Annotated in this window: 7 protein-coding genes; 2 read left to right on the plus strand and 5 right to left on the minus strand. The window is 71.8% G+C overall.

All coding sequences use genetic code 11. The features are described 5' to 3' along the window. The first annotated feature begins 88 nt into the window (after positions 1-88). Positions 89-1627: a molybdopterin-dependent oxidoreductase gene (locus tag NE358_RS14985; RefSeq protein WP_289939756.1), complete on the plus strand. Its 1539-nt coding sequence runs from the start codon at positions 89-91 to the stop codon at positions 1625-1627. A 134-nt stretch (positions 1628-1761) separates the two neighbouring features. Here the strand turns inward: NE358_RS14985 and rocD are convergent, their stop codons facing one another. The 4 genes from rocD to NE358_RS15005 form a co-directional block, all read right to left on the minus strand. Continuing rightward, a complete protein-coding gene (rocD, locus tag NE358_RS14990; RefSeq protein ID WP_116239436.1) occupies positions 1762-2979 on the minus strand; it encodes an ornithine--oxo-acid transaminase in 1218 nt (405 codons plus the stop codon). Continuing rightward, positions 2976-3860: a dimethylargininase gene (ddaH, locus tag NE358_RS14995; RefSeq protein ID WP_141378126.1), complete on the minus strand. Its 885-nt coding sequence runs from the start codon at positions 3858-3860 to the stop codon at positions 2976-2978. Before ddaH ends, rocD begins: the two co-directional genes overlap by 4 nt. A gap of 272 nt (positions 3861-4132) precedes the next feature. After that, positions 4133-5647 (minus strand): arabinosylfuranosidase ArfA, encoded by a 1515-nt coding sequence (arfA, locus tag NE358_RS15000; protein WP_289939761.1) that lies wholly within the window; start codon positions 5645-5647, stop codon positions 4133-4135. Positions 5648-6103: 456 nt separating this feature from the next. Then, positions 6104-9814 (minus strand): proline dehydrogenase family protein, encoded by a 3711-nt coding sequence (locus tag NE358_RS15005; protein ID WP_289939762.1) that lies wholly within the window; start codon positions 9812-9814, stop codon positions 6104-6106. A gap of 256 nt (positions 9815-10070) precedes the next feature. Here NE358_RS15005 and NE358_RS15010 point away from each other — a divergent pair, with 256 nt between their 5' ends. Beyond that, the gene (locus NE358_RS15010) at positions 10071-11174 is read left to right on the plus strand and encodes a S1 family peptidase (RefSeq protein ID WP_289939764.1); all 1104 of its coding nucleotides are present in this window, start codon (positions 10071-10073) and stop codon (positions 11172-11174) included. A gap of 174 nt (positions 11175-11348) precedes the next feature. On the opposite strand, the gene NE358_RS15015 is transcribed toward NE358_RS15010, so the two are convergent. Further along, the gene (locus NE358_RS15015) at positions 11349-16844 is read right to left on the minus strand and encodes an alpha-L-arabinofuranosidase family protein (RefSeq protein WP_289939766.1); all 5496 of its coding nucleotides are present in this window, start codon (positions 16842-16844) and stop codon (positions 11349-11351) included. Between the last annotated feature and the right edge of the window lie 170 nt (positions 16845-17014).

The raw sequence follows: 17014 nt of genomic DNA on the forward strand, positions 1-17014 counted from the left end.
CTCGGGCAGAGCAGAGCGGCGGATGCCGGTTGGCTGTGAATACCGCGCGTCCGGCGCCGGGGTGCCCGGGGCTCCCTAGGCTCCCTTCGTGACCCCCGCATCTTCCCGCCGCCGCGATCTCGCGGCGATCGTCGCCTCGATCGCCGCCACCGTGTTCGGCGCCGGCCTCGGCGAGCTCGCCGCGGCGATCGTCTCGCCCACCGCGAGCCCGTTCGCCGTCATCGGCGGTGGCATGATCGACCTCGCCCCGGCCTGGGCGAAAGACCTGGCCATCGACCTGTTCGGTACGGGCGACAAGGCGGCCCTGCTCGTAGGAATCGCGGTGCTGCTGCTGATCGTCGCCGGCGTCGCCGGATTCCTCGAGCGACGGAAAGCCCCGTGGGGGCGGGTCGTGCTCGTCGCGCTCGGGGTGATCGGCGCGATCGTCTCGATGACGCGGGCGGATGCCGGGACCCTATCGCCCCTCCCCTCCCTGGTTGCGGGAGCAGCCGCCGCTCTCGTGGCCGGGCTGTTGGTCGCCCGACTCCGTCGACGGTCGACGAAGGCCCCGACCGACGACGGCGTCTCGCGCCGCAGCGTCCTCGCCCTCTCGGGGGTGGCCGTCATGGCCGGCGCCCTCGCCGCCGTCGGATCCGTCGCGGTGAGCGGGGGCGCGCGCGCCGTCAGCGCGGTGCGCTCCGCCCTGCGACTGCCGTCCCCCGCGACGACCACGCCCGTTCCGGCCGGAGCCGACCTCGGGATCGACGGGCTCGGGCCGATCATCACCCCCGCGTCGGACTTCTACCGCATCGACACCGCTCTCGTCGTGCCGCAGGTGGACCCCGCGACCTGGACACTGCGGGTGCACGGCATGGTCGAGCAAGAGGTGGTGCTGCGGTGGGACGATCTGGTCGCCCTCCCCCAGAAGGAGACCGTCGCAACCCTCGTGTGCGTGTCGAACGAGGTGGGCGGATCGCTCATCGGCACCGCCCGCTGGCTGGGGGTGCCCCTTCGCGACATCCTCGAGCGCGCGAAGCCGACGACCGAGGCCGACATGGTGCTCTCGCACTCGGTCGACGGATTCACGGCATCCACCCCCCTCGAAGCCCTCACCGACGACCGCAACGCCCTGCTGGCCATCGGCATGAACGGCGAACCCCTGCCGATCGAGCACGGCTTCCCCGTGCGGATGGTCGTGCCGGGGCTCTACGGCTACGTGTCGGCGACGAAGTGGGTCAGCGAGCTCGAGGTCACCCGCTACGACCGCGCCGAGGGGTACTGGACCTCGCGCGGCTGGTCGGAGCGCGGACCCGTGAAGCTGCAGTCGCGCATCGACGTGCCCCGGTCGGGCGCGCGGGTCGGCGCGGGCGACACCGTCATCGCCGGAGTCGCCTGGCAGACGCACGTGGGCGTCTCGGGGGTCGAGGTGCAGATCGACGACGGTCCGTGGCAGGCAGCGACGCTCGCCAGCGCGATCTCGGCCGACACCTGGGTGCAGTGGAGCCTGCCGTGGAACGCCACGAGCGGATCGCACACCCTGCGCTGCCGGGCCGTCTCGGCCACGGGCGAGACGCAGACCGCCGACACGGCCGCCCCGGCACCCGACGGCGCGACCGGCTGGGATCAGCGTACGGTGTCGGTGGCCTGAGCCCGCTCGGAGGAGCGACGCCTGTCCGCGGCGCGTCGGCCCGTGTCCCCCCTCGTGCAGAAGATCCGCACGGGATCCGCACGAGGGGGGACACGCACGCCTCGGCGCGGGCGCGGCGCGGGGCCGTTCGGCGCTCAGGCCGACAGCACGTGCCGTACCTGCTCGACGGCCCAGTCCAGCTCGGTCGCGCGGATCGTCAGCGGCGGCGCGATGCGGATCGTCTGGCCGTGCGTGTCTTTCACGAGCACGCCGCGGGCGAGCAGCTTCTCGGCGATCTCACGACCGGTGCCGTAGGCGGGGTCGATGTCGACGCCGGCCCAGAGCCCCGCGATACGCACGGTCGTGACGCCGTGGCCGATCAGCGACTGCAGCGACGCCTCGAGGTGCGCCCCCAGCGCCTTCGCGCGCGTCTGGAATTCTCCGGATGCCAGCATCTCGACGACCCGCAGGCCCACGGCCGCGGCGAGCGGGTTGCCGCCGAAGGTCGAGCCGTGCTCCCCCGCGCGGATGACGCCGAGCACGTCCTCGTTCGCGACGACGGCCGACAGGGGCAGGATGCCGCCGCCGAGCGCCTTGCCGAGCAGATAGACGTCGGGCACGACGCCCTCGCGATCGCACGCGAACGTCTCGCCCACGCGTCCCAGACCCGACTGGATCTCATCGGCGATGAAGAGCACATCGTTCGCGGTGCAGATCTCGCGGACCCGCTGCAGGAACCCCTCGGGCGGGAGGACGACCCCGGCCTCGCCCTGGATGGGCTCGAGCAGCACGGCGGCGGTGTTCTCGTCGATCGCCGCAGCGATGGCATCCGCGTCGCCGTAGGGCACGTGCACGAAGCCCGGCGCATACGGACCGAAGTCGTCGTGCGCCGTGGGGTCGTCGCTGAAGCCGACGATCGTGGTGGTGCGGCCGTGGAAGTTGCCGTTCGCGACGATGATCGTCGCGGCGTCGGGGGCGATGCCCTTGGTGCGGTACCCCCAGGCACGCGCGACCTTGATGCCGGTCTCGACGGCCTCGGCGCCCGTGTTCATCGGTAGTACGAGGTCTTTGCCGCAGAGCTGCGCGAGCGCGGTCGCAAAGGGACCGAGGCGGTCGTTGTGGTACGCGCGACTGGTGAGGGTCAGGCGATCGAGCTGCTCTCGGGCGGCCGCGAGGATCGCGGGGTGACCGTGCCCGAAGTTCAACGCCGAGTAGGCCGACAGCAGGTCGAGGTAGCGCTTGCCCTCGACGTCGGTGACCCACACGCCCTCGGCGCGCGAGACGACGACGGGCAGCGGGTGGTAGTTGTGGGCGAGGTGTGCGCCCTCTTCGGCGATCAGGCGGGCGCCGAGGTCGTCGACGGTGGTGCTCATCGCGAACCGCCGCGCAGCTCCAGCGTGCAGCACTTGATGCCGCCGCCGCCGAGCAGCAGCTCGGACAGGTCGACCTTCACGGGGGTGTACCCGCGCTCGCGCAGCTGCGCCTCGAAGCCCACCGCGCGCGGCGAGATGATGACGTTCTTGCCGTCGCTCGCCGAGTTCAGGCCGAACACCGCGCCGTCGCTGTCGGACACGCGGATGGCATCCGGGTACCGCTCGCGCAGGATCGCCTGGCTGCGCTCGTCGAACGCGGTGGGCAGGTACGCGATGTTGGCCTTCTCGACGCCGCCAGGGCCCTCGACGGGATCGAGCACCGCGATCGCGGTGTCGAGGTGGTAGAACCGCGGGTCGGTCAGCGTCAGCGACACGACCTCTCGCGAGAAGACCTCGCCCACCTCGCGGTGGCTGTCGCCGGTCGAGCGGAAGCCCGTGCCGGCGAGGATCGTCTCGCCCACGAGCAGGAAGTCGCCCTCGCCCTCGTTGACCTCGACCGGCTCGGCGACCTCGAAGCCGTTCGCGGCGAACCAGTCGATGAACGCGGGCGCCTCGGCGGCGCGCTCGCGGAAGCGGAACTTGGGGCCGTACGCGACCCCGTCGATCACGAAACCGCCGTTGGCCGTGTAGACCATGTCGGGCAGGCCCTCGAGCGGGTCGATGAGCTCGATCTCGTGGCCGAGCTCCGTGTAGGTGTCGTAGAGCGACTGCCACTGCGTCACCGCGAGATTCGTGTCGGTGGGGCGCGAGGGCTCCATCCACGGGTTGATGCTGTAGCTGACCGTGAAGTGCTCGGGGCGGCACATGAGGTACCGGCGGTGCTGCTGCACGCGCTCGTCGGGCGTGGCCTCGGCGGTGGTGGCGACGGGGGTAGCGGACATCTCTGCTCCTCGGAGGAAAGGTGCGGCGGACGCTGTCCTGGGGCTCGGTGGCCCTTCGAACCCGCGCGGCACCCATCAACTGCATGTGGCGCCGTGCGGGGAAAGGTCGGTCCGAGCACGCCGGTGTCATTCTCGCACGCGTGTGCGCGTGGAGGCGAGCGGCACGGCACGGCGGTCCGCCCTGCCGCCGGTGGTCCCGCGAGAAAGCCCGGGCGTCGCACCTTGCGCGGAATGCGCACGCGAAGAGGGTCGTCCCACGAGACCCGCGTCCCTCAGCCCGTGCGCCGCAGCGACAGCGCGATCCACGCGACGGGCGGGAGGGACACCGACAGGATGCCGTTCACCAGGCGCGTCTCGACTGCCCGCGGCCGCACCCGCTCGGGCTCGTCGAGGGTGTTCGCGGCACCGGGGTCGTCCTCGTGGAGGAGGTGGGTCTCGACGACCTCCACCTCGCCGAGCGCGCTGACGTCGATGTCGACGGCGACGGGGTGTTCGAGCCCCCTGTGGACGACGAAGACCGCGGCGGTTCCGGCCGCGTCGTCGACGGTGGCCACGGCATCCACCGCGGGCACCGTCCCGTACCGAGCGGTGTCGAGCGTCGGGGCCTCGAGGGGCAGTCGCACCGCATGCCCCCGCGCGAGGCGCGACGTGATCGCGAAGGGGAAGAAGGTCGTCTGGCGCCAAGCGGGCCCGCCGGGCTCGGTCATGATCGGGGCGATGACGTTCACGAGTTGAGCGAGGGAGGCCGACGCCACCCGATCGGCGTGCTTCAGCAGCGAGATGAGCAGACCGCCGAAGACCACGGCATCCAGGACCGAGTACACGTCTTCGAGCAGGCGCGGGGCGACCGGCCAGTCGTCGATGGCGGTGGGCTTCACGGCGTCGACGCGGTCGATGTACCAGACGTTCCATTCGTCGAACGAGATGTCGATGCGCTTCGCGCTGCCGCGAGCCGCTCCGACGTGGTCGGCCGTGGCGACGACCGCCTCGATGAAGCGTTCCATGTCGACGGCGGAGGCGAGGAAGGATGCCGCGTCGCCGTCGTGCTCCTGGTAGTAGGCATGACACGAGATCATGTCGACGTCGTCGTAGGTGTGCTCGAGCACGACGCGCTCCCAGTCGCCGAAGGTGGGCATCTGCGCACCCGACGAACCGCACACGACGAGTTCGATCGAGGGGTCGAGCTGGCGCATGCCCTCCGCCGTGCGGGAGGCGAGCTTTCCGTAGTCGTCGGCGGAGCGGTGACCGAGCTGCCACGGGCCGTCCATCTCGTTGCCGAGGCACCACACGCGCACGTCGAACGGCGCGGCTCGGCCGTTGTCGATGCGGCGCTGCGACAGGGTCGAGCCGCCGGGGACGTTGGCGTACTCGAGCAGGTCGATCGCCTCGAGAGTGCCCCGCGTGCCGAGGTTGACCGCGAGCATGAGGTCGCTGCCGACGGCGTCGAGCCAGTCCGAGAACTCGTGCAGGCCCACCTCGTTCGTCTCGGTCGAGTGCCAGGCGAGGTCGAGGCGGCGCGGGCGCGCGGCTCGCGGCCCGACGCTGTCTTCCCAGCGGAATCCCGAGACGAAGTTGCCGCCGGGGTACCGGATCGTCGAGACACCCAGCTCGCGGACGAGCGCGATGACATCGCGGCGGAACCCGCGCCCGTCGGCCTCGGGATGACCGGGCTCGTAGAGGCCGTCGTAGACGTGGCGGCCGAGGTGCTCGACGAACCCGCCGAACAGGCGCCGGCGCACGGGGCCGATCGCAAAACGGGGGTCGACGGTCAGTCGGGCAGCGGTCATCGGTGCTCCTCGCGGTTCCGACGACGGTACCCCGGCGCGCGCGCAACGCTAAACGTTTTCGAAAACGCCGTGCTGCCGCGCCACAGCCGTCCGGTCGCTCCGCGGGCGAGCGCCCCACGGGCGAGCGCCACGCGCGCGCAACCCACCGGTCGCTCCGCGGGACACCCGGACCGGAGGAGATTCAGGCACGGGAGGATGCCTCGACGGGCACGGACCCTCCCCCGGCAAAATCTCCTCCCGCCACACGGGCCTCCGCGGGCGTGCGCCCCACGGGCGTGCAACCCACCGGTCGCTCCGCGAGACGCCCGGACCGGAGGAGATCCAGGCACGGGAGGATGCCTCGACGGGCACGGACCCTCCCCCGGCAAAATCTCCTCCCGCCACACGGGCCCCCACGGGCGAGCGCGCGCCGGGCGTGCAACCGAGCGGGCGCGCCGGACGGGCGCGCGCGGCCGGTCAGATGACCGCGGCGCTCCAGGTGTCGACGGCACCGAAGCGGAACGCGCCGATCGACACCGCCTGCTCACGCAGGAACGGCAGGAGCTCCAGCCGCCCGGCCGTGGTCACCTCGTTCGCATACACGGTCAGGGAGACGTCGCCCCCGACCGTCTCGGCGACGGCCGTGCGCAGCGTCGCCACCGTCTCAGCGGGGCCCACGAGGCGCAGGCGCCCGGGGCGCGGGGCGGCGACGAGGTTCTCGGCGTCGCCGTCGGCGGCATCCGGGATGCCACCCTCCAGACGCTGCAGCCACTCGGCGTCGCTCTCGACCGAGACCGCGACCCCGCTGTCGCCCAGCAGGTGTCGGACGGCGGCAGGAAGACCCACCGGGGTACTGAGGCTGAAGGCCGAGCCCGAGCGCACCGCGGCCACCAGAACGCGCAGCACCGCCTCCCACGCGGCGTCCGCGGTGGCGCGGACGGCCACATCGACCGGTCGGTAGCGGCGGAGGTTGCGCTCGACGCCGAGTCGCGACACGTCGCGTACGCGCCCGAACTCGCGGTCCCACGCGACAGCGTCGGCGAGGGCACCGCGGCGGAGCCAGTCGAAGGCCTCGTACGACAGGGTCGGTTGAGCTGCTTCGATCAGCGCTGTGATGCGCGAATCGAGGCCGCGCAGGTGCAGGGTCGACGACGATGCCCCGCCCGACGACGGTCGCCACGATCCGAGCGTGACGAGACGGTTCGGCCCGCCCGACATCGCCCCGTCGCCCACCGACGCCTCGCCCCAGCCGCCGAGCGGCTCGCGCTGCACGACCGCTCCGGTCGAGGGACGGTTGACCCGCAGCACGGCGGCCTCGACGGTATCGAGCCAGAGCTCGAGATCGGCCTCGTCGCGGGTGTGGAGACCGGCGACGAAGCCCGACCCGATCGCGTTCTGCAGTTCGATCGCGCGGGTCACGGTGGGGGCATGCAGGATGCCGAGCACCGGCGCCGCCACCGCGGCCCGGGTGAGGTGCGACCCGGCGGTGACGCCCGTGCGCACGCCCGGCGACCAGAAGCGGCCGGCCGTCTCGGGCCCGAGATCGAGCTCGCGCGGCTCCACGAGCCAGCGTTCGCCATCGCCGAGGACGGTCAGGGCGCGACGCACCTCGCCCACGGGTTCTTCGACGAGGGGGCCGATGTCGGAGAGCGGGTCGTCGGCGGGACCGACGCGCAACGACGACACCGCATCCTTGAGTTGCTCGGTGAAGCGCGACGAGCGCCCGAGCGCCCCGACGAGAATCACGAGCGACACGGCTGTGGCGGCCTGCCCCGCTCGGGCGAAGGCCCCGGCCACGATGTCGGCGACGGCGGCGTCCACGTCGGCGGAGGGGGCGACGATCGCGACGTTGCGCCCGGCGGTGAACGCCTGCAGGGGCAGGGCCGGTCGCCACGCAACGAAGCGCTCGGCCGTTGCGCGGGCTCCCGCGAGCAGCACGCGGTCGACGCCCGGGTGGGCGATGAGCGCGCGCCCCGACGCGTCCTCGTTGAGGTCGACGTAGACGAGCACGTCACGCGGCACTCCCGCGGCCCACAGCGCCTCGGCGATGACGGCACCCGAGCGTCGCGCGCGCGGCGAGGGCGTGAGCACCACCCCCGACCCGGCGGCCAGAGCGGCGAGAGTCTCGGCGGCGCAGAGTCCCACCGGGGCGTTCCACCGCGGAGCCACGACGCTCAGCCGGTCGGGCACGAACACGGCACCGGGCACGCGATCGAGCTCCTTCGCGGTGGCGGCGTAGTATGCGGCGGCGTCGACGGCCTGGCTGACCTCGGCGTCGGCCTCGGCGAGCAGGGCTCCTCCCTCGGACGCGAGCACCTCGACGAGCTCGGCGCGGCGCTGCTCGAGGCTGCGCGCGACCGACTGCAGCACGGCGGCGCGGTCGGCAGCGGCGAGCGCCCCCCACGGCTCGGCCGCGGCACGCACGCGATCGATCACCGCATCGAGTCCCGCTTGGTCGTCGACGCGCCCCGCGGCGGCCGTGGCATCCCCCGCGGTCGAGCCGGCGACGCGGCCGAGGACGGACAGCGCCCAGGCGCGGTCGGCGGGGACGGTCGGATCGGTGTCGGAGACGTTACGGAACCCGGGAGCGCCGCCCGCGAGCTCTGCGCTCTCACGGGCCGAGAACACGGCGGTGTCGACGAAAGCCTGTCCGCCGAACAGCATCTGCTGCACGTCGGGACCCAGGGCGGAGGTGTCCCCGGATGCCGCGGCCTCGCGCGCGATGCCCAGCACCGCCTGCGTGAGCCCCGGCTCGGCGGCATCGTCGTCGGCGCGCTCGCGCAGGATCGCCGGGAGCGCCTCGACATCGCGCTGCGGAATGCGCCCGCCGAGAGCCGGGAGCTCGGCGGCGGCCAGCGCGCGCCGGACGCGGGCAGCGATCGACGCGGTCTCGGGGGTGTGCTCGTCCGCGTCCTCGCCCCGTTCGTCCTCGGAGGCGGTGGGCGATTCGGGCACCGCAAGCGGCAGGGCGGGCGCACCGGCGACCACCGTCGCGTAGCTCGCGGCGAGGCGCGCGACGACGGCGTCGAGGTCATCGTGGTGCGCGGTCGGCGCCGTCCAGAGGTGCCCCTCTCCCGGGGTCCACGGCGAGGTGTGCGGCAGCGCGAGGGCGAGCGCGGCCTCCGCGTCGGCCGCGAGGGCCAGGGCGAGGGCGGCGCGCTCGGGGTCGGCGGTCGCCAGCTCGACGGCGAAGCCTTCGAGCCCCCTCGAACTCAGCGCCTCGCGAAGGCTGCGAACGAGGGCGGCGTCAACGTCGTCCCGCGCCGTGACCGCCGGGGCGGGCCACCCGTGGCGCGCCGCCGACACGGTATCCGGGGTCTCGATGAGGGCGTCGCTCAGACGCAGCGTCAGGCGGGCGCCGCCCGCGGAGGTGCGCACGCGCGCCCACGCCGACAGCTCACGGACGGCCTCGGGCGTCTCCCCGACGGCCGCGGGCAACTGGATGCCGGCTCGGAGTGCGACGAGACGCGGTTCCTCGAGCACGCGCGTGAGCACCGCGACGGTGAGGTCGAGGTCGTCGCGTCCCTCCGCGATCAGCGTCACGTGGGTGCGCGCGGCGAGCGCGTCGAGGAAGACCGGCAGCAACCGCTCGGCGGCGTGCTCGACCTCGGCATCGAACGCCCACGGCGACGGCATGACGACGACATCGGAGATCGCGAGCGAGATCCGCGACACGTCGTCGCGGGACAGCAGCGACCGGATGCCGTCGAGCCGGCGCCGTGCGCCGGCGTCGCCGACGATCGCGGGCCCGACCAGACGCACCTCGACCGCGGAGCCCAGGGCCTCGAGGGCCGGGCTGAGCCGCTCGGGGCGCACGTCGAGCACGAGGGCGGCGAGGAGGTCGCGCATCGCGCGGCGAGCAAGGGGCACCGCGGGACTCGGGAGCACGGGCGCGACGGCGCCGCCGAGCTGCAGCGCTCCGCGCACGAACCACGGGAGGGAGGCGGGGAGGTCGTCGGCGAGCCGATGCAGCGCCGAAGCGGCGGAGGTGAGCGACTCCGGGCGCGAGACACCGTCGATCGCGGCGGCCAGGAACGCGGCGACGGCGGCGTCCGCGGGCAGGTCGCCGAGACGAGGCACGGTCCCCGGGACCGTCCGCCGCGAGAACGTCGCGGCGATGCGAGCGGCACGAGAGGGGAGGCCGGGAGAGAGCGCGGGAACGGGGGCGCCGGAGTCGTTCGTGCTCATGCTCGTCAGCCTAATTACCGCGTGCACGGCGCCCCGGCGGCCCGCCGCGCAACCCGCGGATCAGCGGCCGGGTCCCCGGTCGCGAGAGGACCGATGCCCTGTCCCCCGAATGGCCGACATTTATGTACTCTGATCATAAATTCACAGGAAATCCTTCGCATTTCGTCCGGTTCGTGTTTCTATGGCGGTGGGTACCCCGCCATTTATCCCCCTGGATGGAAGGTCACTCCACGTGAACCGCATATCGAAAACCGTCGTGGGTGCAGCAGCCCTCGGCCTGTTCCTGACCACCGCCGCCACCGCTCCCGCGCTGGCCCAGACCCCCACGTCATCGCCCGACTCGGCCGTCGACGGAGTCGACGCGCAGCTGCTCGAAGCGATGGCCGCCGATCTCGGCACCGACGTGTCGGGCGCGCAGGACGTCCTGCGTTTCCAGGCCGACGCGGCCGGGACCGCCGACGACGTCGCCGCCGCCGCCGGTGACGCCTTCGCCGGAACCTGGCTCGACGAATCGACGCGCACCGTCTACGCCGCGGCCACCACGGACGCCGCTCGCGAAGCGGCCGCCGACGCCGGGGCCGTCCCCGTCGCCGCGGAGCACTCGCTCGACGACCTCGAGGCGATCGCCGCGAAGCTCGAGGCGAGCCCCGCACTGCCCGACGTCATCCCCTCATGGTGGATCGACGTCGAGCAGAACGACCTCGTCGTCGACGTGGTCGCCGGCGGCGATCAGGCCGCGGCCGACTTCGTCGCGACCCTCGGCGCCCCTGCCGACGCCGTCCGCCTGGAAACCGGTGCCGAAGCGCCCGAGACCTTCGCGACGATCCAGGGCGGCATCGCCTACAACATCAACAACCAGAGCCGCTGCTCGGTGGGCTTCCCGGTGCAGGGCGGTTTCGTCACCGCCGGCCACTGCGGCGACGCGGGCGACAGCACCACCTACGGCACGTTCCAGGGCTCCTCGTTCCCCGGCAACGACTACGCCTGGGTCAGCACGCCCAACCACACCCCGGTCGGCTCGGTGTCGAACTACTCCGGCGGCTCCGTCGCCGTGAAGGGCTCGACGGCCGCCGCCGTCGGCGCGACCGTCTGCCGCTCGGGCTCGACCACCGGTTGGCACTGCGGCCAGATCCAGGGCTACAACTCCACGGTGCGCTACGCCGAGGGGTCGGTCTCGGGCCTGATCCGCACGAACGTCTGCGCCGAGCCGGGTGACTCCGGCGGCTCGCTCCTCGCGGGCAACCAGGCACAGGGCGTCACCTCCGGCGGTTCGGGCGACTGCACGAACGGCGGTACGACGTACTTCCAGCCCGTGAACGAGATCCTGCAGAACTACGGCCTGCGCCTGCTGACCAGCTGATCCCCTCCGGGTACCCCCGACGCCCGGTCGCCTCACGGCGGCCGGGCGTCGTTCTTTTCCTCACCCGATCAGGACGCCGCGGTCGCCCCACGGCGGCCGGGCGTCGTGCTCTCGCGTCTGCCGACGGGGATGCCGCGATCACGCGAACGCGGCGGCGGCATCCCCGGTCTCGGCTCAGCCGATCGCGCCGCGGCGGCGCCTCAGAACCGCACCGATCAGCACCGCGAGCAGGCTGAGGGCGAGGGCACCACCCCCGACCGCGCCGCCGGTCACCGCGAGCGGCGAGGGCACCGAACCGGTCGAACCGCCCGGAGCCGGCGGAAGCACCGGAGAGGCGCCGTCAGCACCGGCCCGCACCTCGATGGCCACTGCGGCCTCGACGCCGCCGATACGCGCGATCACCCGATGGGCGCCCGCCGGGGTGTCGGCCGGGATCGTGACGTTCACGAGGAACGACCCGTTCGCGTCGGTGCGGACGACCCCCAGCTGCACGGGAGTGGAACGCAGCTCGAGCTCACCGTCGGCGTTCGCCGGCCAGCCCGATCCCGACACCGTGATCACTCCGCCCGCGACGAAGTCGCCCGAGACCGACAGCGTCGGGTCTCCCGCGTTCGCGCCGATCGAGGTCGAGCCCGTCCCACTGACGTTGCCGGCCACGTCGACCGCGCGATACGACACGATCGTGGCCCCGTCACCGACGGCCACGGCCGCCTGCGCGCCGGCCGTCGTCGTCCAGGTCGCCGCGTCGCCGAGGCGGTACTCCACGCGCGCCACCCCCGAACCGCTGTCGCTCGCCGCGAGCGTGACGCTCCGGGCCGCGACATCCACCGTCGCCGTCGTCGTCGGGGCGGTGCGGTCGAACTTCACCGCGGCCGTCACGGGGGTCGAGACGTTCTTCGACGCGTCGGTCGCCCGGAACGCGAGGGTCCAGGTCCCCTCCGCCGGGGTCACCGCACCGGTGTATGCCGCCCAGGTCGTCCCCCCGTCGGTGCTGACCTCGAGGCGCGGTGCGGCGTCGACGTCGTCGGTGGCCGTGGCGGTGACGGACGGCTGCGAGACGAACCAGCCTTCGGCCCCGTCCGGCCCGGCCGGCGTGGTCTGCACCGCCACCGTGGGCGCCGTCGTGTCGGCCTCGCGGGTGTGCATCCGCACGAACGTGACCGAGTACGGCTCGAAGGAATGGGTGAAGCTGCTCGACACCGCCATCTGCGAGGTCCTCGGCGCCACCGGCGTCTCGGTCGCGGTGTTCAGCGCCGAGGGGGCCGCCGCCAGGGTGGTCACGTCGGCCGTGGGCAGGACGCCGATGCCGCCGAGGTCGATCGTGGTCTCGGCGGCCTTGGCCTGGGCGTTGACGACCTTGAGCAGCACGTCACCGGTGGCGTCGTCCCGCGTCATGACCTGGGCGAAGGGTTCGACCTCGGTGTTGGTGAACTGTCCCTGCTGCACCCCGTCGGCGAACAGCGTCACCTGCGCGCCGCGCACCTGGATGCGCAGGTCGTAGGTGCGGTTCGTCTCGACGCGCGACAGTCCCGTGTCGGTGACGATCGACTTCGCGCCGCCCACGGCCTTCTCCACGACGCTGCGGGTGTTGCCCCAGCCGCCCAGGTTCCACCACATGTAGTCGGCGGATCCCTTCACCCCGAACCCGACGAGGAAGCCCTCGGCGCCGGCGAGCTTGGTGGCCTTGAGCGACACGTCGTAGTCGGTGGCGTCCATCGCGGGACCGGCGACGAGCGTGTTGTTCGCCGTCGTCGACGACTGCACGTAGCTGCCATCGGCCGCCGACCAGGAGCCCGCGCCCGCGAGCTTCGTCCACCCCTCGTCGTTCTTGTCGGCGAAGTCGTCGGAGAAGAGCGTCTTCCCGTCGGGCGTCGTGACCTTCACGTCGTCGTAGCGAGCGGAGGTGCTCCAGGTCGACAGGCCCACGGCACCGGAGACAGCGGTGGATGACAGATCCCCGCCCGCCGTGGTCGGGATGACCCGGTCGCCGACGTTGCTCATGAAGAGCTTCTGCACCTCGTAGTTCGCCGAACCCCACACCTGGTCGCGGTCGAACCAGATGAGGTCGGGGCGCCACTGCACGTTGCTCGTGTCGGCCAGCAGCGGCGCGTACGACGCCATCTTGACCACGTCGGCGTTGCGTTCGAGGCCCGTCATGTACGCCGCCTCCGACAGGGCGTTGAAGAAGCGGTTGTCGCGCGAGGCGTACTCACCGATCCACACCTTCGGACCGTTCCGGTCGTAGGAGTCGTAGCGGGTGTTGTGCGAGAGGAACCATGAGGGGTCGCGGTAGTAGTGCTCGTCGACCATGTCGACCTTCTCGGCCCTGTTCTGCTCCCAGTGCTTCTCGAAGCTCGCGCCCTCGGCGTCGGGGCCCGAGTTGCTGATGAGGATCATGTCGGGATACTTCGCTTCGATGGCATCCCGGAACTGCACGAAGTTCGCCATGAACGCCTCGGGGTAGTTCTCCTCGTTGCCGATCTCGATGCGGTCGAGACCGAAGGGCGCGGGGTGGCCCATGTCGGCGCGGAGCTTGCCCCACGTCGTGTCGACGCCGCCGTTGGCGAACTCGATGAGGTCGAGGGTGTCCTGGATATGGCGCTGCAGCAGAGCCGGGTCGGTCGGCTGGAGGGCCTGACCGCAGCCGTTCATCAGAGCGGGGACGTCGGGCACGGGCTTGGCTCCGATGTCTTCCGCGAACTGGAAGTACTCGTAGTACCCGAGGCCCAGCGACTGGTTGTAGCCCCAGAAGTTGGCGTTGGTCGCGCGGGTCTCGACCGGGCCGACGCTGTCTTTCCACTGGTACGAGCGGGCGCGCTCGTAGTTCGAGTCGGCCGAGTAATCCTCGTGGCTGTTGACGTTGACGATGCAGCCGCCCGGGAAGCGCACGAACTTCGGGTGCAGGTCGGCGATCTTCTGCGCGATGTCCTTGCGCAGGCCGTTCTCACGGCCCTTGAAGGTGTCGCGCGGGAACACCGAGACCTCGTCGAGGCGGAGCGTTCCCGCCCCTGCCGCCTGCACGAGCACGCGCGCGGCGTCGGTCGTGGCCGTCGCCGTGACGGAGCCGCGGTACTTCACCCAGCCGTCTCCCCCCACGGTCGCGGTGAAGGGATTCGACAGCACGGTGCCGTCGGCGGAGCGCAGCACGAGCGAGACGGGGCTTCCGGCGGTCGCGGTGGTGCGCGCCCAGAACGACACGTCGTAGACGCCGTCCTTCGTCAGGGCCACCCCGGTGTCGAAGCCGGCGTTCTCGACGCCGTACGTTCCCACACCGCTGTTCAGGTCGAGCTGCAGGTAGGTGCGGTTGCGCTCGTTCATGCGCTTGTCGTCGTCGACCGGCTTCGCCGATCCCGCACCGCCGCCGAGCGCCACGGGCGTCCACGCGGTCATCCCGGTGAAGCTGCGGTTGTCGACGGGCAGGAACTCGAACGAGCGGTTGCGCACGAGCTCGGCGTACAGGCCGCCGTCGGCCGCGTTGTTGATGTCCTCGAAGAAGACGCCGTACATCGCGTCGTCGATCTCGGCGCCGTCCTTGCCCGGGTCGGCCGTGATCGAGTAGTCCGCGGTCTCGTCCGTCGGGTACGCCGCGAGCAGCCTCTGCTGCTCGGCCGCGCTAATCGGCAGGACGGTCCCGTGACGCGGACGCGCCGGGAGGGTGGCATCCAGAACCGAGGTCCAGGTGCCCGACGCGATGTCGCGGGTCTCGAACATCATGTAGCCCTGGCCGCCGTGGTAGCTCGGCTGGTCGATGAGCATGTACCAGTGACCGGCTTCGGCGTTGTCGGCGAACACCGTCGGGCCCTCGCCGTTGGTGAAGGTCCCGCCCCAGGGGTTGGGCTGACCGACGCCGATCTGCTCCTTCACGAGCTGCCAGCCGGGGCTCGAGGTCGTGGTCGGAAGGGATCCGGTGACGGTCGCGGTGAGCGTGGTCGAGCGCTCCTGGCGCACGGTCATCGACGCCTCGTCCTTGATGAAGCGGTAGTACGTGTCGCCATCGCGCACGACGGTGGCGTCGATCGTGCCCTTACCCGCGCCGCGCTGGACGTCGACCCACGGCTGCGGCTCGCTGAAGGTGACGAAGTCGCGCGTGGTGACCATCATCATGCGGTTGTAGGTGTCCGATGCCTTGCGACCCGCGGTGGACGCGCTCGGGTACAGGTTCGATGCCCAGTAGACGACGTACTCACCGCGGTCGGCGTCCCACGTGGCCTCGGGAGCCCAGGTGTTGCCGGCCAGCTCGCTCGACACGGTGATCTGCCGGAGCGGGCTCCAGGTCGCGAGGTCGTCGGACTGCCAGACGTTGAGCTTTCGGCTGCCGACCTCTTGCGCGCGGCCGAAGTCGCCGTTGTAGAGGTCGAACATGTTCAGATCGGTCGACAGCATGTAGAAGCGGTCGCCGTCGGGCGAGCGCATGACGAAGGGGTCGCGGATCCCCTTCTCGCCCTGGTCGGAGGTGAGCACGGGCTGGCCGTCGTTCAGGGTCAGCCAGTTCTTCGGGTCGTCACCACGGCTCGTGGCGAAAGAGATCTCCTCGTCCGTCGTCGTGCTCTCCCCGGTGAAGAACGGGAAGAAGTAGCCCTCGAGCTTCTGTTGCGCAGGCTTCGGCTGCACGACGAGATCGAAGGTGCGCGTGGTCTCACTCGACCCCTTCGCGATCGTCGCGGTGAGCGTCACCGTCACGGCCGCCGACCCGGTGGCCGGCCGTGTGACCTCGCCGGTCGGGGTGACGACCTGCGCGTTCGACGACGACCACGCCACCGACGTGCCGTTCGCCCCGGTCGCGGGAAGGGTCACGTTGCCGCGCACGTCGTCGGCATCCGGGATCGAGAGGGCCTTCGCGGCGGCGTCGACGTCGTGCTCGTTCGTCGGGGTGCCCTGTGCGACGAGCGCCTTCACCTCGGCGTCGGTCAGCGCGCTGTCGAAGATCGCGACGTCGCGCACGCCGCCCTTCCACACCCGATCGGGGTAGGACGAACGACCGATGTAGCCCACGAGGCCGGAGCCGAAGTCGGCGATCGATCGCGAGGTGGCGACGGTGCCGATCTTCGTCTCGCCGAGGTAGGCGGTGATCGAGGTGGGCGTGATGACCGTCGTATAAAGGGCCCACTCCGCGGTGGCGGTCGGGCCCGGGATGCCGCGGGTGCCGTCGGTCGGAGCGATTCCGCGTTCGAGGGTCCAGGGCTGGGCGATCCGCGGCCCGTCCGTCAGCACCGACTTGACCTGCCCGGCCGGGTTGGCGGGGTTGAGCAACCAGTACTGCTGGGGGAGGTTCTCCGTGGTGCCGAAGAACATCGCCGCCTGGTTGCCGGAGCCGGTGCGGTCCTGGAGCCAGGCGGAGACGGTGACGGTGCTGCGGCCGTCGAAGAGCCCCGGCGGCAGTTCGACATAGGCCGCCGACGATCCGTTCGCACCACCGGGGAGCGAAAGCGCATCGCCGTCGACGATCGCGCCGGTCCCGCGAATGACCGCGTCGCGACCGTGACCCGAGGCGTCGGGGACCGTGGTGCCCGAGACGGCGGCGAAGTCGTACGACGCCAGGGGTGTCGGCACGGGCGCCGCCGAGGCGGCAGCACCGGGAACGAGGCCGGCCAGAACGACGGCGGCGGCCGCGGCGATCGCTCCCACGCGGCGCACCGGCCCCTCGGGCAGATGGGGTCGTGACAGCACCATGGTCGTCCTCCTTGACGATGGGTGGCCGACTGAGGCCGGCGGCGACTGCGCTCCATGTGAGCGCTCACTATGCGTAGTCTCTGAGACCGCGAGGGAGAAAGTCAACGCTCAGATGCCCTTTTCCGTGCGTGTCCCTGATGCGATGTGAGGCTTCACAGAGGTAACGACCA

The sequence above is a fragment of the Sphingomonas sp. G5 genome (assembly GCF_052660795.1).

Bases quoted from the DNA above. Each gene is read 5' to 3' on its own strand.
- ddaH (WP_141378126.1), bottom strand. From the start codon at position 3,860: ATGTCCGCTACCCCCGTCGCCACCACCGCCGAGGCCACGCCCGACGAG.
- arfA (WP_289939761.1), bottom strand. From the start codon at position 5,647: ATGACCGCTGCCCGACTGACCGTCGACCCCCGTTTTGCGATCGGCCCC.
- NE358_RS15005 (WP_289939762.1), bottom strand. From the start codon at position 9,814: ATGAGCACGAACGACTCCGGCGCCCCCGTTCCCGCGCTCTCTCCCGGC.
- NE358_RS15015 (WP_289939766.1), bottom strand. From the start codon at position 16,844: ATGGTGCTGTCACGACCCCATCTGCCCGAGGGGCCGGTGCGCCGCGTG.
- rocD (WP_116239436.1), bottom strand. From the start codon at position 2,979: ATGAGCACCACCGTCGACGACCTCGGCGCCCGCCTGATCGCCGAAGAG.